Below are 21,948 nucleotides of genomic sequence, written 5' to 3'. Positions count from 1 at the left end.
CTGATCGATATAAGTACATTTCTGTAATGATGCATGTTTCTTGTTACATATTATATCAAACCATTTAGCATATTTAAAATATCGGATTTATCGGATTAGGTGTTTTTCAGCGCAGTTGCTTCCACGTCGTTAATAAACCGGCGCAGTTTCGCAGCCACATCACGGGTGATTTCGCCGTTTTCATACAGTTGCTGAACCGTATTGCGCTGTTCCTGAATAGCTACCATCTGCAACTCCAATTTCTCCTGATTAAACGGATCTTCCGTTTTACCCTGGTTCCAGGTGCGCAATTTGGCAATTACACGCTCATACTTGGCAATGACCGACAGTGCGACGACTCGATTCCCATCGTTCATATGGGCACGAATAGCCTTAATTGCTGCTTCAGAGGTGCGTAACTTCACCTGACGGAACAGTTCTGCATTTTCAAGCATGAATGGTTGATTCGGCTTCTGGGACCGGTTGGTGAACAGATGTCCTAACACACGGCCGATCTCGCTGATCGAAGTCATGAACTGAGTGTTTGTGCGATTCGCCAGCATCATTTCCTTGCGATCCAGCCAGCTGTCACATTTGAAGGCCGCATCAGAAGCAATTGCATTTTCGTCCAGCATTACTTCAACTTCTTTACGCTCCGCGCGGGTGGCAATCAGGTTAATAGCCGTTTCTTGTTTCTGAATATCTTTGCGTTTACCGGCGGTAAGCTGACCTGCGGCCTGTCTGATGTACTTGGACAAGTCGGAGACAACTGCGAGTGCAGCAGCTTTATTCTCATCGTTCATTTCGGATTTGACAGCTCGTATTGCCGCATTGAGCATAATGTCATGTGCTTTTCGTTCTGACTTCTGCGGTGTTTCTTCTGTGGATTTCCCATCGTCCTTGGCCAGAACCGGAAGAAACACACTCGCCGCAATCAGGGAGAAGAGGATAACCCCTGCCGCGAGGAAAATAATCAGATCCCGTTCAGGGAAAGGTGATCCATCCTGAAGCACATAAGGGATTGAGAACGCACCCGCCAATGTTACAGCCCCCCGTACCCCAGAGAGGGAAATGATCGTAATATCCTTGAATCTGGGCCGGCCAATTGAGGATTTGGTACGCAACAATTCATTCCCTTGCCAGAACAGATAGATCCAGAGAAAGCGCAGAACCAGCAATAACACCGAGATTAGGCCCACATAGCCCAACACCTGCAGATTATTAAACGATACATTTTCAAAAATGGTACTCAGCACATCCGGGACCTGTACACCCAGAATAACAAACACCAGACCATTTAGTATAAATAAAATGACTGACCATGTGCTCGCAGATACCACCTGCATTTTTAACTGAACCGATTCAGCGCGGTCACGCTCAATGGCGTGGATAATACCACCTGCCACTACCGCAAGAATACCGGATACCCCAATTTCTTCACTCACCAGATAGATGATAAATGGCGTCAGGATTTGCAGCAGCATGTGAATGGTTACATCTTCCATGCCCAGCCTGCGAATCCACATCCCGAGCCTGATTAGCAGAAAAGATAACAATGCCCCGACGAGAAGTCCGCCAATTGCAATCAGAATAAAACTAAAGGTTGCCTGCGCCAGGGAAAATACACCTGTAACCGTGGCTGCAATGGCGAATTTGAAGGCGACCAAGCCGGATGCATCATTCATTAATGCTTCACCTTCAAGAAGCCTATGTATACCTTTGGGCAAATGTACCCGCCCAGCCATGGCGCCAACGGCCACTGCATCTGTCGGGGACAATATGGCTGCAAGAGCAAAAGCAGCAGGTAACGGAATTGAAGGAATCAGCCAATGAATGGCATATCCCGCCACGACTACTGTCACGAATACAAGCCCTAGTGCAAGCAAAAGTATCGGTGCACGCAGATTCCATAATTCATTCCTTGGTGTTCGCTTACCATCGTTGTATAACAAAGGTGCGATGAAAAGGACAAAGAACAATTCCGGATTCAACGGCAGGTGAACACCTGCGGGAAGCAAAGCTATAGCTACACCAAGCACAATTTGAATGAGCGGAACGGGAATAAAGGGTACAAACCGGTTTAAAATATTGGATAAACCAATTAGTACCAGTAACACAAGTACGGCAATAAATATTTCCATGATGACAATCCCTTTCCGCTATAGAAGTGGTGAAACCTTTGTTGTATAGGTTTATTTTAACATAATCCAGACTTTGTTATAAAAATGTTGTCATATTCATATACCCATTTAACTGGTCACAGACTAATCATTATAAGTTGAACTATTCATTTACACGATAACGGAGAGGACAGAAAAAACCTGAAAAAGCAAAGCGTTCGCCTTTATCCCCGGATTTTCCCCTTTGGAAAAGGGAATCAAAAAAAATCAGGGGATAACAGCGATTGGAAGGTTATTCTGTCATCGTAGTGTCAGTGTAAATAATCTTTAGTTAACTTATATAGATTGAAGAATTCTGATGGATTCTGTATATAAGATGTTACAATATGCTCAGGACAATACCCGTTTGGAAAGGAACTTGCATCTATGGCATTTGGAATTAAACGACAAGAGCTTGCTGCTTGGAAGGAACAAGTGGCTCGGGGTGAGATTGCGTACCTCACTCATTTCTGGATTGACAACCGATTCCCCGGTATCACCAGTGTCACCAAAGTTGGCTGTGCAGATCTGGAACGTCTCGAACGTTGGTGCAACGATCATGGGCTGGACCCGCGATACATTCATCGGCGGCAGCCCTTTCCCCACTTTGACCTGATGGGCAGCAAGCAAAAAGAAATTTTGATCCAAGAAGGCATGACAGATCATGTGGTTCGCTTTCATTTGTAGATCAGCTCAAAAACGCCAGTCTTCAAGGTTCATCCCCCCGCAATTAGGGACGAACTCATGAGGACTGACGTCTTCAAGGATCAAGTCATATATGGACTACCGGTGGATCTGCTCAAACGACTTCATGTTCTCCAGCAGTTTCAGTTCAATTTTCTTCAGCATGCCAAACATCTGCTGTTGCTCCTCTTCGGAAAGTGCTTGCAACAATTCCCATGTCATTCGGCCGCGATTCGCATTAAGTGTCTTGGCTAGCTGCGCGCCTTCATCCGTTAAGGACAGCCACACAATCCTCCGATCTTCTTCACTGCGCACCCGCTGGATCAACCCTTCCGTCTCCAGTTGATTCAGTACAATGGTGGTTGCGCCGGAAGACAAACTAAGTTGTCTGGCCACATCAACCGCCATACATTTTTTTTCCCGTAAAATCATGCCCAATATATGACTTTTTGTCGGATTCAGTTTACAGTTGGTTTCGGTCTTCTGCTGCTGATCCAATACTTTGTTTTTATATCTGAAGAAGGCCTCCAACAATTGATCTACATTTGCCAATTGAGAGTTTCGCTCCGTATCCGGGCTCATAAACGTTCCTCCTGCCTTTCATCATAACCTACCTTATATTGTAACATATTTACACTATGATGTTTGTGAAAAATGCGCTTGTATCCGACACCCTATCGTTGACTGCAAGACTCTTGTTTTATTTCCGGTTTCACCTATTGCATTATGGCAACGGGTTTGTTTATAATAACCTATATCTTTAAAGTTACTTTTAGTTACTTAATGATTTTAATAAATCTGTTGTTATAAAGTAAATGAAGCGCCATCATTATAATGTAAGGGACTTATGCACATGAATCAGAATATACAATCTCAACTCAAAACAGATGTTTGCATCGTCGGTGCTGGACCTGGCGGTGCTTTGCTTTCTTATTTACTGAATCAAAAAGGAATCTCCACGATGCTCATTGAGCGGCAGCCCCACCTGCACAAGTCGTTTCGCGGGGAGTTGCTCAATGTGGACGGCGAAGCCATTTTGAATAAACACGGCCTCTATTCCCTCATTCAGGAACGCGGAGCGCTGCTCTTGGAAGAGATTCAGTATTGGGAAAATGGGCAGATTATTCATACGGTATCACCAGGCAATGGAGAATCTCATGTTGGTATTCATGTACCTCAAGATCATCTCCTGGAAGCCATCGTGTCGCACGCTGAGCAGCACAACTCCAATGAACAAGTACTGTTTAATACCATCATGACTGGCTTGCTACGAGACAAAAACGGCCAGGTCGTGGGTATTAACATTCGGCAGAACGGCGTTCCTGCCTCCATTCAAGCATCTGTTATTGTTGGTGCTGATGGCAGATATTCTGCTGTACGCAAACATTCCGGTTTGACCCCCGAGATTCGCAAGCACGGGTATGATCTGCTCTGGGCACGCATTCCAGCACCCGTAGGTTGGGAACCCGCTGTTCGGATGGCCAGCATGGATGGTCAACAGCTCGCACTGTTCTCACAGTTCGGCGGTTATGTTCAGATTGGATGGAACATTCCCGAGGGAGCTTACTCCAAGCTGCGAGAGCAGCCGATTGCTCCTTTTGTAGATAAACTTGTATCTGCTTTTCCTTGCCTGTCTGATTCTGTAGCTGCCAACATTCAGAGCTGGAGTGATTTTGTTCTGTTATCCGTCGAAAGCAGCTATTGCCAGTCGTGGGCACAGGACAATGTTGTACTTATCGGTGATGCCGCTCATACCATGACACCAACCGGTGCGTTTGGACTTAATGCCGCGCTCGAAGATGCGGATGTGCTCTCCGAATTACTTGTCCAAATGGCCGCAGATCAATTCAGTTCCACTGCACAACTTCAGGAACTTCAGACGATTCGCGGTGCAAAGGTACAGCAGCAACTTGCACGACAAGTGGAGATGGAATCCTCTTTCCAACAGCGTTATGAATCCTCTCTCTAAACCCAGTTAATACGGATAAAATGTTTATATGCCCAAACAGCCGATCACTTCCTCATAGAGAAGAATCGGCTGTTTGGCTTGTTGGTTTATCTTTTTCATGTAATTCCGTACCCTTCTTCATTTTCGTTTGCGTGGAGCAAACGTGTCTTCTCTGGGTGCTTCTTGTACAGTATCAACGTCCTTCGGATAGGATGAGATGTTATCTTTTTCATATACTGCTTTCTCCAGATTGTTTAAGCGGCGCAATACTTGTTTGCTTTTACGAACGATATATACAATACCAATAATCAGCAGGATCAACATCAGAATGAATATAACCATCTCCGGATAAAAGACAAATGACATAAAATTACCTCCTTTTGAAAACGATTGCTTTCCATCATTCTAACCTTAATATGCCAACATGTGAACCCGATTGGAAGTTTCGCTTGTGGACTAAGGACAGGGTAACCTGACACAACGACATGAACTCACCTGCTGCAAAAGCAAAAAAAGGTGGCATCCCTGATCAGGATTACCACCTTGAACCTCGCATAAGATTCGAAGTCTGTTATTAATATTTTATCCTTCTCTGCCGTTCATGGCACTGACCCGAAGTTCTGTCAAAGGCAGAGAAGAATGCTCCGGATGACGAAGTCTTACCGTCCGGCTCTCACCGGGGAGCAGATCGAAATAATTGTCACTGAATCGTACACGCCCAAGGGGAAGCTCCAGCTTCACCAATCGTGCAATCGCACCACTGGCCGTAACCGTAACAGACTGCTCCTCCTCGTTCACATGTACGCTCAATTGCGACTCAGGCAACGTCACATCCTTAGGATCACGCAAGAAGTACCGATTAATTGGCGCCGCGAACCCTTCGGATACCAGCTCAACCATTACTTCCTCCGCACGTCTGCCCTGTAACACCTCTGCTTCAGTTAATTCAGCAATACACAGTGAGGATTGTGATGTTACTTCAACAGCATGTGTGCTGGAGTAGATCTTCTCTCCATTCAATGCATAGACATTGAGTCGAAGCTCCCCTTTCAAGACTTCACGTGTATCGTTCACAACCCACAATGCAAGCGGCTCCCCCGGCTCATGCTCCAGTGACAACAGGACAGGATGAAAGAATATTTTCCCGTAATAAAAGGATGCCTTCGGTAGCAGTTCATAATCAATCATGGACCAGCTTGTTCCTGGCCAACTGTCATTTAATTGCCACACGAGCGCACCGCTGTTACGGTGATTGATGCGCCGGAAATGTTCAATTCCATAGCGCAATCCTTCTGCTTGAGTCAGCATGGAATAATTCATGTACTCCTCTATATTTTGCGGAATGCCTGTGTAACCTTCCATCAACAAAATACCTTTTTGATGATTGGTATCCTTGTTACGATAGGCCATCTCCGGACTACCCCAGTAAAACTGACCTGCGGGCATATTTTTCTCCAGTGTGTAGCGATTGGCCGAGGCGTGCATACCAAATTCACTGCTGAACAGCGCATGATCCTTTTTATAATTTTTGAACGTTACACCTTCAATACTGTAGTCCAGCAACGGCGGCTCTCCATACTTCCTTGGATAGACCGAACCATGCCATACCTGCCAGTTGTGGCGGTCCCCCACATCTGGATCATTAGCATCCTGACCATTGCTGTCCCCGAACGGTGAAGAGGGCCAGTACGGACGAGACAGATCCAGTCGTTCCAGCACCTCAGGGATCAGCTCATGATAGATAAGTTCACCGTAGAACGGGCTGGTAATATCTCCACTTGCCGACTTCATATCATAGAGCCAGTCTATTTCATTATTGCCACACCAGATGGCAAGCGAGGCACGGTTACGCAGACGCAGGACATTGTTTTCTACCTCTTGCCGTACATTATCCATGAAATCACGATTGAAATCCGGGAACAATGCATTCGCAAATGCAAAATCCTGCCACACCAACACCCCTTGCCGATCACACTCATCGTAGAAGACATCCTTCTCATATATACCACCAGCCCAGACACGCAGCATGTTCATATGTCCTTCCACCGACAGCTCGACAAGCTCACGATATCGAGAGTTCGGGATGGCGCCAATCAGATGATCAGCCGGAATCCAGTTGGCTCCCTTGGCGTAGATCTTGACTCCGTTCAGGATAAAAGCAAATGCATCTTCACCCCGTTCATTGTGAAGAGCCAGCTCAATCGTTCGTAACCCATAAGGCTCGCTATAACGATCCACCTCAACGCCATCTGCGTATAATGTAACCTCCAGCGTATACAGATACGGCTCACCCAGATCATGAGTCCACCATAACTGAGGTGACGTGACGTTCAACCTGATATCTGCCTTACCACCTTCTACAGGTAGTTCAGTGGCACCTGCCACCTCGTGTCCATTGCGATCCAGCAAACGAACATTACAGGACGCAACCACAGCCTGTTCACGTTTCTGTCTGCTACGGAAAGACAAGACGGATTTCACATCCGCCGTGACGCGTAAGACAGCCAGCTCTGTACTGACTGATTCCGTGCGAGCATACACACTTTCCAGCTTGGCTATTGTTCGTTTTTCCAGCCGTACAGCACCCCAGATCCCCACCGTAACCATACGTGGCCCCCAGTCCCAGCCAAAGTTCATCGCTGCTTTGCGCAACCATGGCCGTTCCTTCGTATACGAGGACCAGTCAAAGGTTTCTTTGTCCCGCTGATACAGGTGAAGCGGATCGAACTTGACAGCAATCGCATTCCAGCCACTGCGTACCAGAGACGTGACGTTAAATGTATGTGACATAAGCATATTGGCCGTTTTCCCGACTTCATGGCCGTTGACATATACCGTTGCAAACGTATCCAATCCTTCGAACACCAATTCAAAGTGCTCCTCAGTTTCTGCATCTCTCACCAGATTGAAGGTTGTGCGGTACCACCATTCCTTATGCTCAATCCAGCGACTTTTGGCATCATTATGACCGTAATAGGGCGGATCAATGATACTGCGCTCAATCAGTGCAGCATGTACATCCCCAGGCACTTCTGCCCCGATCCAGAAACGGTCATCCAGCGCAGCAGCTGCAACATCCACTGCCCGCTTGTCCCCAACTTCAAAATGCTGTATCTTCCATTGTCCCGATAAATCCTGACTTGAACTATGGGTCTTCATAAGTTCGCCCTCACTCTCCAATAACCCTGAGTAACACCATATCGAAAACGTTTGCAGTAAGGCAAGACATGTTTCCTCATCTGCTCATTTCTAACTTCCCGAAGGCTTGAACGACAACGCCTCTTCGCGATATTCACTCGGGGTCTTGCCGGTATGTTTTTTGAACAGCCTGCTAAAATATTTCACGTCCTCGTAGCCGCTGATGGCAGCGACTTCACTGACCTTCGCTGGAGACACCGCCAGCATATCCATCGCTCTTCGTATACGCATATCGGTGACAAAATCACCGAAGGTCACACCCATTTCTTTTTTAAACAGCTCACTGAGGTGACCCGGATGCAAATGAACATGTCCAGCTACCTGCTGCAGATTAATATCCTGCGCCAATGAAGATTCAATATAACCGATAGCCTTCTGCACATGAGCAGCCTGTCCCTGACCCATTCGGCTATGATAGATATGCATCAGACCATACAGATGATGGAACAGCATATCCCCGAGGTCACCAGCTTCAGCATCCGGTTCCGGCAACCATGGCTCGAGCCTTGCGGGTTCTTCACGCCCTGTGGCTCGCATTGTGCGAGTCAGCCAGCGATGACCTACAATGACGGCTGAGTGCAGACAAGCATTGAACGATTCTGGTGTGACCTCCGGCTCTGTAATCAAATTAGCCACAAGTTCCCGCGTCCATGTCGTTAACGTGACTGAATCATTATCCAGCAATAATGTACCAAGTGTGGTCTCCTCTTCGTGCGTAAGTACAGTTTTACCACCTTGGCGATCCTGAACGTGCTCATAATGCCATACTTTATAATCCACCAAACCCCGATATCGGAATGCAGCTGACGCAGTACTGTAGCTTTCGTGCAGATCTGCATATCCACGCACAGGCAGACCTACCGCTGCGCGCAGGGTGCACTTCAGTAATTGCTCCACCCGACGTAATGCACTCTCCAGCCTGAACGTAGTTTCATGTTCCACAGGCGGCCATGAAACTACACAAATAATTTGCTGTTTCTCTACATGAGCAATGGCACCAGGTAACATATCCTCCAGGGTATTCTGCACCGCAAATCGTAATAGCGCATCCGAGGATCGATCCCAACCCTCTGCTCGAAGAATAATGACTTGTCTGAGAATCTGTTCATCATCAAGGCCACCAAGCCCTGCCTCTTTTCCAACATCAGATCGCAAGAATGAAGGAAAATGGCCCGAAGCGGTGTCACCATCAATGATCCACCCGGCAAATAACCGCTCTCGATTCTCCCGCATAAGCTGTCCCTCTCTGGACTTCTCTGCCCAACGTTCCGAGATTCGCTGTTTGGCCTGTAATACGGTTTTGATGATCTCTTCCGGCTTACTTGTTTTGAGCAGATAATCTGTAACACCTTGGCGAATCGCCTGTTGGGCATAAGAAAAGTCATCGTATCCGGACAAAATAATGACCTCCAGCTCAGGTAACAATCGCAGGCCCTCTTCTGCCAGTTCCAGCCCTGATCTGCCTGTCATCCGAATATCGGTCATCAGGATATGTGGACGTTCCTCAGCCAAACGTGTTAACGCCTCCTCTGCCGAGGCAGCAGGTTGAAGAAGTTCAATTCCGAGTTCATGCCAAGCGATAACGCTGGCAAGCCCTGTACGGATAATCACTTCATCATCAACAATTAATAGTCTCATGACGAACCCTCCAAGATTGGAATGGAAAACGAAATCCGGGTACCTCCCCCAATCCTGCTGTCTACTTCAAGCTGTGCATCCGCTCCATAATGGAGCAGCAGTCTCTCATTCACATTGCAGAGCCCATAACCGCCTTGGTTTAGCTGTTTTTCCGGCTGTTTTCCCTTCCATTCCCTAATGCTTATCCTTAATTGTTCCAGCCTGTCCGGCTCCATGCCGACACCATCATCCAGCACCAGCACATTCATCTGTTCATTATCCGGGTCCTTGCGAATCATTATGGTGATGGTGCCCACGCCTGTTTTGGGCTGAATGCCATGAATCATGGCATTCTCAACGAGCGGTTGCAGCAACAGCTTCAGCATCATTCGCTTCTCAAGCGCTGGATCTACGATATAATGCAACACGAATTGATCAGGGAAACGAATTGACTGCACACGCACATAATGGCGAATATGAGCAATCTCTTGTTCCACAGGGCAGTAATCCTGACCATTATTCAAGCTGATACGTAGAAAATCACTCAGGCCCTCAACCATATCCGCGATCCGCTTCTCTTCAGACATCAAGGCAATCCAATGAATTGAAGAGAGCGTGTTATAGAGAAAGTGCGGGTTAATCTGCGCCTGAAGCACTCGAAGATCCGCTTCTTTTTTACGAGCTTCACCCCGAATAACCTCTTCCTTCAATAACTGAATATGTGCACCGAGCAGATTGTAACTCTCCCCAAGCCTACCGATCTCGTCATCACTTTCAGACCGAAACAAAGGAAGCGGGCGTTCCGGATCAATTCGGGACAGATGTCGGGTAAGTACACGAAGCGGCCTCGTCACACGACGAACCGTAAACCAGACCAAGCCAGCACTGATCGCAGCAGACATCGCAACGGCGCAACCGGTCAGAATAAGAATGTACCGATTCTCGGACTTGTACTGGTCATAAGGAACCGTTCCAACCAACGTCCAACCGGTCAGTTCTTCCGGATAATAGAGCAATGTCCGTTTATCGTCACCACTGCCATATGTGGTTGTTCCGCTACCGCCATCCTGAATTAACGTTGTGACTCCTGGTTCGGCCTGCTCCAGCTTAAGTCCAAGCCGGGATTTGTCCATTGAAGACAGAATCTCTCCAGAACTGCCGATGAGCTCCAGTCTGCCTTGCCCTCTGCCTAATCCCAGAGCGGCCCATCCCTTGGATATGGCCTTCTCATCCAGACTAATGGCTAACCAGCCGATGGGTCGATAATCATGGATACTGCGGATTGGCCGAACCAATGTGATCACATTTTGAATACCCGCGTAATTCTGCACCGGGTATACCCCCGTCCATTGTTTGACTGCTTCACCGCTTGGAACAGAGGGATACGAAAGGTTGGATTCATTGGATTCATACCAGGTAGCGGTTGACAATGTGGCATCAAAACGTCCCGGATATATAGCGATGTTAGCGATATATTTCTTGGAAGCCGCCAGATTGGTCATTCTGCCCAGGATATCCACTCGGTCCAGCTCATGATCTTCATTGTGGCTAAGATACTGCTGGATGTCCCGTTCTCCAATCAGGAAAATCGATAGGTTCTCGGCATCTTGCAGCATATAACGAAGATTCGCTTCCACCTGTTTCAGTGTATCCATGCCGGACAGTTTTGTTTTTTGCTCTGTAATGCGGGAAGAGATCAGAAAGGCGAACAGGCCCAAGGCCAGCAATGGCACAATCATTGAAGCCGTCACGACGACCGATAGCTTCCTTTGTAACGAAGATGTGAGCCAGCGTGCCAAACGTTTCTCCTCCTCTGGATGCGCTTTCGCTTATCCTTTGACAGCTCCTGCTGTCATACCTTTCATAACTTGTTCCTGGAATACGAGATACAAGATAATGGTTGGAATGACCGACAGTGTCATGGCAGCTAGCGTTAAGCCGTAATCGGTTTGATACCCATCCGCAAAGTTCGCAATGGCCAGCGGTAACGTTTTCAATCCGGTTTTGTTGATGAATACAAGCGCAAATGAAAAGTCATTCCACGCATGCAAGAAACTCAGGATCGTAACCGTAGACAACGCAGGTACGGACATCGGTAACATGATCCGGGTAAACAGCCCCCAAAGTCCTGTTCCATCAATGAAAGCTGCCTCTTCAATATCACGTGGAACACTTGTCAGATAAGCAGTAAGCACAAAAATAGCTGTAGGCAATGCAAAAGCCGTATAAGGTAATATTAATGCCCAGTACGTATTCAGCAAGGACATCTGTTTCATTAAAATAAATAAGGGCACAAGTGTACTATGGATCGGAATGAGCATGCCCACAACAAAGAAAGTCATGATTAAGCCTTTCCAGCGAAACTGGAAACGGGCCAGGATGAATGAAGCCAGCGCTGCAATAAACAGCGTTAGAATAAGTGACCCCACCGATACGATTAGTGAATTGCCAAAAGCGGTCCCCAGCCTGGAGCTTTCCCATGCATTGCTGAAATTGGCAACATTCCAGTTTTCCGGCAGTCCAAAGGGCCTGCTATAGAAATCTTCATTTGTTTTGAATGCACTAATCACGAGCCAGTAGAACGGATACAATGTTAAAATACCATAGACCGTTAGCAGCGTCCAAACAATTCCGCTACGTAGGCGGCGAATCGGATGGCCCGAGCTGCTTCGTGGTGATGGCATGGATACAGGTGTCACACGCATAATAACTCCTCCTCTCTATTGATTCTCTTTTCGTTTGCGACTGGTTAACCACTGGCTTGTTCCGATCAGCAGCAGGGAGATCAGTACGATGGTTGTTGAGATCGCACTACCAAAACCATATCGGTATGTTGTAAAGGTGGAATTGTACATATACGTTGCAAGCAGTTCCGTCGCATGTGCCGGACCACCCTTGGTCATGATGTAGACCAGATCGAATGATTTCAGACTACCCGAAATACATAGAATGATCGCTACCTGAACCGTACCCCAGATCATGGGCAGAGAGACGGATACCAGCTTCCGGATTCCTGAAGCCCCGTCTATTTTGGCAGCATCATGAATCTCGCCGGGAATATTCTGCAACGCCGAGATGAAGATAATTAGATACAACCCGACAAAGCTCCAGAGCAGCGGCGGTACCAATGAGAAAATGGCAATCTTGTCATCGGAAAGCCATTGCAGCTTCCAACTTTCAAGCCCCAGTGCGTCCAGCAGAAAGTTTAATATCCCGATCTGCGGATGATAGATATACTGCCAGATCATACCGATAACTACAGTGGATAACACCATCGGCAGAAATACGGCTGAGCGCAGAAACCGCTGTAATGGATTGCTTTTGTGTAAGATGACCGCCAGCATAAGCGCTAACGGAATCTGTCCAAATACCGACGCCAACACAAAAATAACGTTATTTTTCAGCGCCCGCCAAAATACAGGATCATGCCAGATCTCCACGTAATTATCCACACCAATATATTTGGATGCGCCGATGCCGGACCAGTTGAAGAAACCGTAGTATGCCGACCACACGACCGGTACAAATACAAACAATGCATAAATGATGACTGCCGGGGCCAACCCCAGCATAATAAAACGCCGACTGCGCAGTGCGTTCATCTGTTCACTTCCCTTCGATAAATTCCTTTACCAACTTGCAACTGACTATCCCATTCATACTTAAGACCCCTCCCCTGCCGGGAAGGGGTTTTAACGAATGCTTACTGACTAACTGCATTGGCTTGAGCCGCCTGAATTTTAGCCGCAATGTCTTCGGCCTTGCCACCCATAAGCAACTCTTGCAATGCATTATTAATAACCTCAACCGTTGCCGACCCCAGCTTGGAATCGTATACTGGCGTGATCTTCACTTCCTGCATCAGATCATATAATTCTACGAACAATGGATGTGCTTTGGTTTTGTCCAGATCAATCTTGTAACTCACCAATGTGCTGCTATCCAATGTGGCCTTCTGACCATCAGGTCCTGCCAGCGCGTAGAACAGCTCCATCGCTGCCTCTTTTTGTGCACCGCTCAGCTTTTTACTTACACCCAACCCGGTTCCTACTACACCGGATGTTGTTCTTGGTTCACCCTGACCTCCGTCCACTGGAGGAAGAATCGTAATATGTGTGTTGTTCAGCACCTCTTCAGGTGCATTGTTCACCAGATTTGCCAAGGCCCATCCGCCGTTCATGACCATCGCTGCCTTACCTTGGAAATAAAGTTGCATCATTTGTGTCTCATCGATACTATTGAATCCATCCTGGAATGCCTTGGTGTTGCCAAGCTCCTGCATCTTGTTCAAGGCTTCAATAAATTGTGGATCGGTAAAGCTTGCACCCTCTTGTGCTGTCGCTTTCAGGAACCAGTCTGTGCCGGTAATCCGATCAGCCAGTGTACTGAATATCGTTGATTGAGCTACCCAGTTGGCCTTGTTGCCAAGTGCCATGGGAATGACTTTATTTTGATTAAAAGTAGCAATCGCTTGTTCCAGTTCCGCCCAGGTCTCAGGCACTTTTACGTTGTACTGTTTGAACAAAGCTTCATTGTAATAAATGAAGGAACTCGGCGCCAGATTCATGGGCACGGAGTAGATATTCCCGTCTACGGTGTATCCGTCCAATGCATTGGGGATAAAGTTATCTTTCCACTCCGGCTTTGCGTCCAGCTCTGTATTAATGGGTTGCAACAGATCCCCTTTTACAAATTCCTTAGTCATGGCATCCGGCCACATCACGAACAGGTCTGGCATCTCGTTGGCAGCTGCCACCGTACGAAGCCGGGTTTTGAGACCATCTGTTGGCAAGCCTTCATCCACAACTTCAATATCTGGATGCGCCGCGCGGAAATCTTCAATAATTTTGCGCATCGCAACCGCCTTTGCATCCTGTCCGGTCCAGTTGTGCCAGAGTGTGACGGTTACTTTGTCATTGCCGCTGCCTCCTTCTGAAGTGTCCCCGCCAGCACAGCCAGCCAGAATAATGGAGAACAATGTTATTGCCAGGAAACCCGAAAGCCATTTTTTCAACATCTCTATATTCCCCCTCGGCGATTTGAATACACTTATTGTAAATGGTAACGCTATCATACCGTAAGGTGACGATCCACGGATGCAGGGGTGAAAAATATCGGTTCCCCTGTTTGGAACTTACTTTGCTGACTTATTGTTCATAACATATAAAAAAGAGCCCTCACAATGAGAGCTCTTTCTTGTTGCAGCCGTTGGTAGCTTCACCCCAGGCTATATATAATGAATAAGTGCTAAATCGTATTAAACATGGATTGCGTATTATTGGATACTGTTTTTCACCAGTTCTGCAAAAGCTTCGGACCCTTGCGTAGTGAGATGTACACCATCTTTTTCAAAATATTCGTCATGTCCCTCACTTGCACTGTTCCAGTCAATCAACGAGACATTGCTGTACTTGGATGCTGCCTCATTCAACGCCCTGTTCACCGTTCGTTCCCACGGACGAGGTACGCGCACAGTAACCAGATATACCCGATCCTCATCCTTCAGATAATCAAGCACAGCATTCAAGTTTTTGGAGTTAAAGGAACCATTCGTCCCGAGCTCCAGCACCACTTTGCTGCCCATTTGGTTGTTTTGTTTCAGACCTTCCAATACATCACCTGCCTGCCACATCTGACGACCAACATGTCCGTCCACATACACTCCCGATATACTTTGCTCGAGATACGGTTTTGCATCCAAAATCACCGAATCTCCAATGACGGTATAATGAACCTTGCCATCCTGGGCAGGAGGAGCTGTTTCTTCATTGTCCTGAGATGAATCAGGTGTATCATCCGTATGATCCGTATTATCGGATTGATTCGCTCCAGCGTCATCCGGCGCATCATTCTCGTTATTCACGGAGTCATTAGCCGGCTTATCTTCAGACTGAACGTCCTTGCCAGGATTCACTGAATTGCCTTGGTCGTCAGGTTTTGAGTCTGGAGCAGACTCTCCTGTTGGCTTCTCATTTTTCCCCGGATCATCTTTTGTTCCTGCTTCCGGTTTATGTGTATGAGCATCGTTCTTTTGGCCAGAGCCTGACGTTCCTGTAATAGCTGGCAACACATCCTGTCCCTGTTCCTCCGCCACGGAATTCTCTCCATTCAATGTGTTGGACATCGATACCGAATGGGAGTCGGAGTTCGCTGCATGTGAGACCATCATCTGGGATACCGTATAGGACAACAGCAGCATCGTCATCAACAGACCTGCCCGCTTCCACCATACGTTACGTATACCGATTGATGACCGCCCTCTTCCCCATAATCGGGACCAAGAATCACGGAATCCATTGTACCGAATCGAATTTTCAATATATTTAAGGGACAGTGAGGCCAGTATAACCGTTGCAGCAACCTGTAAAATGATTCGTACAGGATGTGCTCCTCCCGTATCCACCGCGGGATTGGTTAAAATAATGACAGGATAATGCCACAGATATAATCCGTAGGATCGCTCTCCGATCCAGCGTAGTGGCTTCGCTCCAATGATACGTGCCAGGAAAGACGATGGGTGAGCCAACACCGCTACCAGCAACGTTGTTGCAATAGCCTGAAGCACCATGCCCCCTTGATACAGAAACGGATCATATTCACTGCTATTCAGCATCATGTAGATTAATAAAGCAAGCGCAGCAAGTCCCGATACATCGAGCACAAGCCGGTTCATGCCAGGCAGAGAGTTCGATAGCTTGCGACTAGGCCACACCACGGCGAGAGCAGCACCTGCCAGTAGTGCGAATGCTCGCGTGTCTGTTCCATAATATACACGGCTCGGGTCCAAATCCGGATTATACATGATGGCCATTGCGCCAGCAGACAATTCAGCTGCGACAACAATGAAAACGACCAGCCATCCCTTTCTTTTGAACACTATAATTGCTGCGATCAGTAGAAGAGGCCATATAAGATAAAATTGCTCTTCCACAGCCAGCGACCAGAAATGTCCAAACGGTGATGGAGGGCCAAAACTTTCGAAATAGGAAACGTTGTGAAAGATATACCACCAATTGCTTATGTATAATACACCCGAAACGATATCACCACGAAGCGCAGCAAGCCGCGATGGGTCTGTACAGGCCAGCCAGATCATCACCACAGCTGTCATGGTCAGCATGCCTGGAAGCAAACGCCTTACCCGTCTTACCCAGAAATCACCGAGTGAAATGCGTCCATGTTCCTGCCACTGTGACACGAGAATATCGGTAATTAAATATCCCGAGAGAACAAAGAATATACCTACACCGAGCAGTCCACCCGGAATAAAATCCAAATTCAGATGATAAGCGATTACCGCAAGTACCGCGATGGCTCGCAAGCCGTCAAGTCCGTTCATATGTCTCTTACGATTTAACGATTGTGACATGCATGCCCCTCCTTGTTACTGTGAGTCAACAACATCGGTGTTGGGGGCATAAAGGAACTCCTGATCGTTCTGGTTGTCATTAACATACGTAGTGCACCTTCCATCTTTCATTTACAACATAAGAAAAGCTTCTGTTTGAAGCACTATCCGATGATGCTACATTCTGTGTGAATTCTATAATCTTAAAAAAGACGAGTTGCCTGTCCATTAAGTTTAATTATTAAAATATTCTTTATATTCATTCGTGAGTTCACGTTTAGCATTATACGCCCGAAATAAGCCTCATACTTTACAGCAATAGTTACAAACGATTAAACCGATGTAACCTTTCCTGCCAGCTCATATAGCTGTAAAATCATACTCTAATTTTGTCGTTAAATATAGTACTTTTCATCGAGTGGCTAAAATTACCTGTCCCACTTGCGCAAACCAGCATACCCATGCACACATCGATTGAAACAATTGAATTCATAACAAAAGGCTGCCGACTTGCTCAGCAGCCAATATCCATTATAAACCTATGTCAGACCGGATTGAAAGTTTTGCTCATAATTGCTTCTTCTTGCCTAGGACCCTAGAGGTGGAACGGGTGAATCTTTTCTTCTGTCCTCGCATCCATGATCCGGTATGCTGAACGCCCTGTGTACATCGGGATTTGCAACTTCTCCAGATCAACCATTCCATTCTCCAGAAAGTACTTCTGATCCTGATATCGCTGCAACACTTCGCCTGCAATCCATTCATGGTCACCATATGTCGTAATGTCCATAACCTTGCACTCATAAGCAAAATAAGCGTCTGTCAAAATGGGTACACTTACCTTGATTCCTTCCTCATATGGAATGCCGAATCTTTTGAATTTATCCGTATCTCTTCCACTGAACGTTCCTGCAGCTTGAATCCACTCCGATCGATGACCTGGCAGGAAATGAACACCGAATACGCCGCTCTTCTCAATGAGTTCATAGGAGTATGTTTCCTTACGAAGGGAGATGCCATATACGCCTGGTGATGATCCGATGTATGTATGCCATCCGGACGCCATCACATTCTGGACTCCCTCATGACGTGAAGTCACCACCGCTACCATTCCAGGATAAGAATAAAATATGGGTTCTTCTATCGGCTGACGCATCTAATCCCCTCTCTTCTTCGTTATAAAGACAATTTTAATTATAAAGTAAAGAAGCAGGTTGAAAAAGCGTTTGCAGAGGATTTCGCTATAAGCGACACATTCATTCTCATGTTATACTGAGATGGTCAATTTCTAAAATACGATACTGGGAATGTGATAGGATATGGTCAAATCAGTCAAATATACCTCCTAAATGAAGGCATTATTCAAATTTAGGAGGTTATAACTTATGTTTAATTCAATCGTGTTAGATCAGTGGGATCGAAAGCCATACTTTGACCACTACTTGAATCAGGTCAGATGTACCTACAGCATAACTGCTAATCTGGATATCACTCTATTGATCAACGAACTGAAGCTTAAAGGATTGAAGTTCTATCCCGCTCTTATTCACATGATCTCTACGGTTGTCAATACACACAGGGAATTTCGAACCTGTTTTGATGCAGAGGGGAAATTGGGCTATTGGGACGAAATGTCTCCGAGTTATACGATTTTTCATGAGGACGACAAAAGTTTCTCAACGATCTGGACAGCATTCCATGAAGATTTCGAGACGTTCCACATTCGTTATCTGGAAGATATGAAGAATTACAAAGATCACAAACAATTTGTTGCCAAACCCAATGAACCACCAAATACATTTCCCGTTTCCAGCATTCCCTGGGTGAACTTTACGGGATTTAATCTGAACATTTATAATGAGGGAACTTACTTATTGCCCATTTTCACGATGGGAAAATATGTTCAACAGAACGATAACGTTTATCTTCCCTTATCCGTTCAGTTACATCACGCCGTGTGCGACGGCTACCACGCTGGCGTTCTATTTAATGAACTGCAATCACTTGCAGATTGTTGTCATGATTGGTGTTAGTTAGCTAAATGACAAAAGGCATCCCTGACTTCATGATGGAGTCAGGAATGCCTTTTCTTTTTCCCTTTTATCTAAGTGATACTTAATTACACTTACTGTACCCACAGTTGCTGCATGTTTTGCATCCTTCCACATTCATCAGGGATGCCGAGCCGCATGAAGGACATAAATCTCTCGATTCGGTAAAGTTTTTCTGATCCTCCACTTGTGGATATGTGCTCTTCACTTGCTTCTGTTCTTGTAAAGCTCCAGTTTCATTCTCCTGCACATTGCTCTGTACATGACTTTCCAATGCTTTGGCGACTGCATCAGCAATCGATTCCACCCGGTTAGCTCCGAAGCCAATCGCACCCGTACCGCCGATACCCTTGAGATGTTTGATCAGCAGTTCCACCTTGTGCCCATGATCTCCGTATCGCAGAAACAGTGAGCATACCCGACCGAGGGCCTCAGCCATGGCGAATACGTCCGATCCTGCTTTGCCCACGTTCAGGAAGATTTCTCCCGGCGTTCCCTCCAGATCATTGATCGTAATGTAAGCCATCCCGAATGGCGTATTGATTTTGTATGTTGCACCACGCAGTACCTGAGGACGGCTTCTATATTGTTTATCCAGCACTGTAGAAGAGGAAGGGACTTGATCGGAAGAATGCGTTCTAACACCAACCTGGCTATTGGAAGTTCCATCACTTGCCTGCCCTTGTTTCTCTTCAGCTTCCGCCGTGTTCTGATCTTCGGCCTTGGTCTCTTCCTTCTTCGACGTGGACAACACCTGCACATCCCTGCTGCCGTCGCGGTATATCGTTACTCCTTTACAGCCAAGATCGAAGGCCAGTTCGTACAGCTCAGCCGTATCCTCCACCGTAAAATCAGCCGGACAGTTGGCCGTCTTCGAGATGGAGCTATCCACCCATTGCTGAATCGCGGCCTGCACCCGGATATGGTTCTCAGCCGACAGATCCATCGCCGTCACATAATAGTCGGGTAAAGCTTCACCCGGATGTTCATCCAGCCAATCTTGTGCAATCGGTACGAACTGTTCATCATAACCTAGACGGCTTTGACGGAAATACTTGAAGGCGAAATACGGCTCAATACCAGTTGATGTGCCCACCATCGTACCTGTACTGCCCGTTGGCGCCTGTGTGATCAGTGTGACATTTCGAATGCCCTGTTTACGAATCGTCTCTCCCACTTCAGGGTATGTCGCAACCATGTTTTTCATAAATCCACTCTGTAAGTACGGTTCAGCTTCAAATGCTGGGAAAGCACCCTTCTCTGCTGCAATCTCTGCCGATGCCAGATAGGCCGCCTTTGCCATGAATCCATACAGTTTATCCAGAAATTCAAGGGATTCAGGACTGCCATATCGTATACGCAGCTTAATCATCAGCTCTGCCAATCCCATCGTGCCAAGCCCAACCCGGCGTTCACGCTGCTGATTCAGTCTATTTTCCTCAAAATGATATGGTGTTGCATCGATGACATTGTCCAAAAATCTAGCCGAGATACGAGTGGTTTCCGCCAGTTCATCCCATGCCACATCATGATTCGTTTCATCGTAGAATTTGGACAGATTGATCGCTGACAGATTACATACACCCCAGCCAGGCAGGCCTTGTTCCCCGCACGGATTAGTACAGATAATTGGGTTAAAGTACCAGCTGTTGGACATCTGATTGTAATACTCCATGAATACCACACCAGGCTCTGCCGATTTCCAGGCTGATTCAATAATGGTATGCCAGATTTCGCGAGCCTTCAGCGTACGATAGTGTATCACCGAATGACCTGCTGCTTTCCATTGCTGCATATCCCCGTTCCACTCGGTGTCGTAGTCCGGATCGTTCGTATCAGGGAAAACCAAATCCCAATCTCCATCCTGCTTGACAGCCTCCATAAATGCATTGCTCACACATACAGACAGATTGGCATTGGTCACCTGCCCCATCGTTTGTTTCACGGTAATAAAATCCAGCACATCCGGATGCCAGTCATTCATCATCAGCATGAGCGCACCCCGGCGGCTTCCGCCCTGTTCAATCAGTCCAGTCGTATAACTGAACAGTCCGCCCCACGATACGGAACCGCTGGATGATCCATTGACTCCTTTCACCACCGCTCGGCGAGGACGCAATGAGGACAAATTAATACCAACACCTCCCCCACGTGCCATAATTTCCGTCATCTCGGTCAAGGTTCTCATGATGCCACCCCGACTGTCTTGCGGAGATGGAATGACATAACAATTGAAGAGTGTCAGTTCATCGCTTGCCCCCGCGCCCGCAGCAATTCGGCCTCCGGGTACTAACTTCCAATCTTCCAACACAGAGCGGAACTTGGACTCCCACGTTGCCCGCTGATCGGCTGTGGATTCGACAGAAGCCATCGCTTTGGCGAGACGGTCCCACATCTCTTCCGGTGTTTTTTCTATGTTGAGTGTCAATTTCTCCACACTTGTCTCGATCATCTCTCCACTTCGAGTCCTTACTTGTACAAGCTGGCCCTGACGTTCTATGATTTCGCCCACTTCCTTGGTTGGGAACTTGGGATCATCCTTGGTTAATACCAATACCACATCTCCGACCTTGGCATGATTCGGATCAGCATCTTTCCAGGCGTATCGGTCCAGAAATATTTTTTCGCTAAGTCCTTCTAATTGATGCGATCGTTGGTTTGATTTCATCGCTACATTCAACCTCCCCGAATAACGCTACATTTTCACTACAAGAGTAAATTATGACGAAACACCACATATAGTGATATAAATTCAGTATAATACACCATATATTGATTTTCCATGCGACTTTTATCATAGTCCATCTTCATAGACTCCCTATATTCGGACAAGCTTCTTGTACATAAACTGTAGTTCACATTGGTTCAACTAAACTTTTTACACAAGAACGGAGAGGACAGAAATAATCTGAAGAAGCGAAGCGTTCGCCTAAAAGCTTTCTGAAAGAAAGCTGCATCGGAAGC

Annotated in this window: 15 protein-coding genes; 3 read left to right on the top strand and 12 right to left on the bottom strand. The window is 46.8% G+C overall.

From position 1 onward, the window contains the following. Window positions 1–95: 95 nt before the first annotated feature. Window positions 96–2,120, bottom strand: coding sequence for a Na+/H+ antiporter (locus MKY87_RS26355; RefSeq protein ID WP_340966827.1), 2,025 nt, complete (start codon window positions 2,118–2,120; stop codon window positions 96–98). A gap of 405 nt (window positions 2,121–2,525) precedes the next feature. Here MKY87_RS26355 and MKY87_RS26350 point away from each other — a divergent pair, with 405 nt between their 5' ends. Next, window positions 2,526–2,825: a hypothetical protein gene (locus tag MKY87_RS26350; RefSeq protein WP_047842412.1), complete on the top strand. Its 300-nt coding sequence runs from the start codon at window positions 2,526–2,528 to the stop codon at window positions 2,823–2,825. A gap of 96 nt (window positions 2,826–2,921) precedes the next feature. Here MKY87_RS26350 and MKY87_RS26345 read toward each other — a convergent pair whose 3' ends face one another. Beyond that, on the bottom strand, window positions 2,922–3,404 hold the full coding sequence (locus MKY87_RS26345; protein WP_091032120.1) for a MarR family winged helix-turn-helix transcriptional regulator: 483 nt from the start codon (window positions 3,402–3,404) through the stop codon (window positions 2,922–2,924). Between the two features lie 271 nt (window positions 3,405–3,675). On the opposite strand from MKY87_RS26345, the gene MKY87_RS26340 reads away from it, so the two are divergent. Then, entirely contained in the window at window positions 3,676–4,791 is a 1,116-nt protein-coding gene (locus tag MKY87_RS26340; RefSeq protein ID WP_339784697.1) for an FAD-dependent monooxygenase, read from the top strand. A gap of 117 nt (window positions 4,792–4,908) precedes the next feature. Here MKY87_RS26340 and MKY87_RS26335 read toward each other — a convergent pair whose 3' ends face one another. The 9 genes from MKY87_RS26335 to MKY87_RS26295 form a co-directional block, all read right to left on the bottom strand. Beyond that, complete coding sequence (locus tag MKY87_RS26335) at window positions 4,909–5,136, bottom strand: hypothetical protein (protein WP_339784699.1); 228 nt, start codon at window positions 5,134–5,136, stop codon at window positions 4,909–4,911. 216 nt (window positions 5,137–5,352) lie between these two features. Beyond that, complete coding sequence (locus tag MKY87_RS26330) at window positions 5,353–7,929, bottom strand: beta-mannosidase (RefSeq protein ID WP_340966826.1); 2,577 nt, start codon at window positions 7,927–7,929, stop codon at window positions 5,353–5,355. Between the two features lie 90 nt (window positions 7,930–8,019). Beyond that, window positions 8,020–9,606 carry a helix-turn-helix domain-containing protein gene (locus MKY87_RS26325; protein ID WP_339784703.1) on the bottom strand — a complete coding sequence of 529 codons (1,587 nt, stop codon included), beginning with the start codon at window positions 9,604–9,606 and terminating at the stop codon, window positions 8,020–8,022. Next, window positions 9,603–11,384, bottom strand: a complete 1,782-nt coding sequence (locus tag MKY87_RS26320) for a cache domain-containing sensor histidine kinase (protein ID WP_338593683.1) — start codon at window positions 11,382–11,384, stop codon at window positions 9,603–9,605. Before MKY87_RS26320 ends, MKY87_RS26325 begins: the two co-directional genes overlap by 4 nt. Window positions 11,385–11,414: 30 nt before the next feature. After that, a complete protein-coding gene (locus MKY87_RS26315; RefSeq protein ID WP_165790059.1) occupies window positions 11,415–12,269 on the bottom strand; it encodes a carbohydrate ABC transporter permease in 855 nt (284 codons plus the stop codon). 36 nt (window positions 12,270–12,305) lie between these two features. Continuing rightward, complete coding sequence (locus MKY87_RS26310) at window positions 12,306–13,187, bottom strand: carbohydrate ABC transporter permease (protein WP_091032136.1); 882 nt, start codon at window positions 13,185–13,187, stop codon at window positions 12,306–12,308. A gap of 101 nt (window positions 13,188–13,288) precedes the next feature. Then, complete coding sequence (locus MKY87_RS26305; RefSeq protein WP_338593681.1) at window positions 13,289–14,602, bottom strand: extracellular solute-binding protein; 1,314 nt, start codon at window positions 14,600–14,602, stop codon at window positions 13,289–13,291. A 258-nt stretch (window positions 14,603–14,860) separates the two neighbouring features. Next, window positions 14,861–16,954: an acyltransferase family protein gene (locus MKY87_RS26300; RefSeq protein ID WP_340966823.1), complete on the bottom strand. Its 2,094-nt coding sequence runs from the start codon at window positions 16,952–16,954 to the stop codon at window positions 14,861–14,863. A gap of 574 nt (window positions 16,955–17,528) precedes the next feature. Continuing rightward, window positions 17,529–18,089 carry a flavin reductase family protein gene (locus MKY87_RS26295; protein WP_249911150.1) on the bottom strand — a complete coding sequence of 187 codons (561 nt, stop codon included), beginning with the start codon at window positions 18,087–18,089 and terminating at the stop codon, window positions 17,529–17,531. 229 nt (window positions 18,090–18,318) lie between these two features. On the opposite strand from MKY87_RS26295, the gene catA reads away from it, so the two are divergent. Next, on the top strand, window positions 18,319–18,966 hold the full coding sequence (gene catA, locus MKY87_RS26290) for a type A chloramphenicol O-acetyltransferase (protein ID WP_339784708.1): 648 nt from the start codon (window positions 18,319–18,321) through the stop codon (window positions 18,964–18,966). A gap of 82 nt (window positions 18,967–19,048) precedes the next feature. On the opposite strand, the gene MKY87_RS26285 is transcribed toward catA, so the two are convergent. Next, window positions 19,049–21,652 (bottom strand): adenosylcobalamin-dependent ribonucleoside-diphosphate reductase, encoded by a 2,604-nt coding sequence (locus MKY87_RS26285; RefSeq protein WP_340966821.1) that lies wholly within the window; start codon window positions 21,650–21,652, stop codon window positions 19,049–19,051. Between the last annotated feature and the right edge of the window lie 296 nt (window positions 21,653–21,948).

The sequence above is a fragment of the Paenibacillus sp. FSL R7-0198 genome, from assembly GCF_038000415.1.
GTDB lineage: Bacteria > Bacillota > Bacilli > Paenibacillales > Paenibacillaceae > Paenibacillus.
This window is presented reverse-complemented; position numbering and strand designations above follow the sequence as displayed.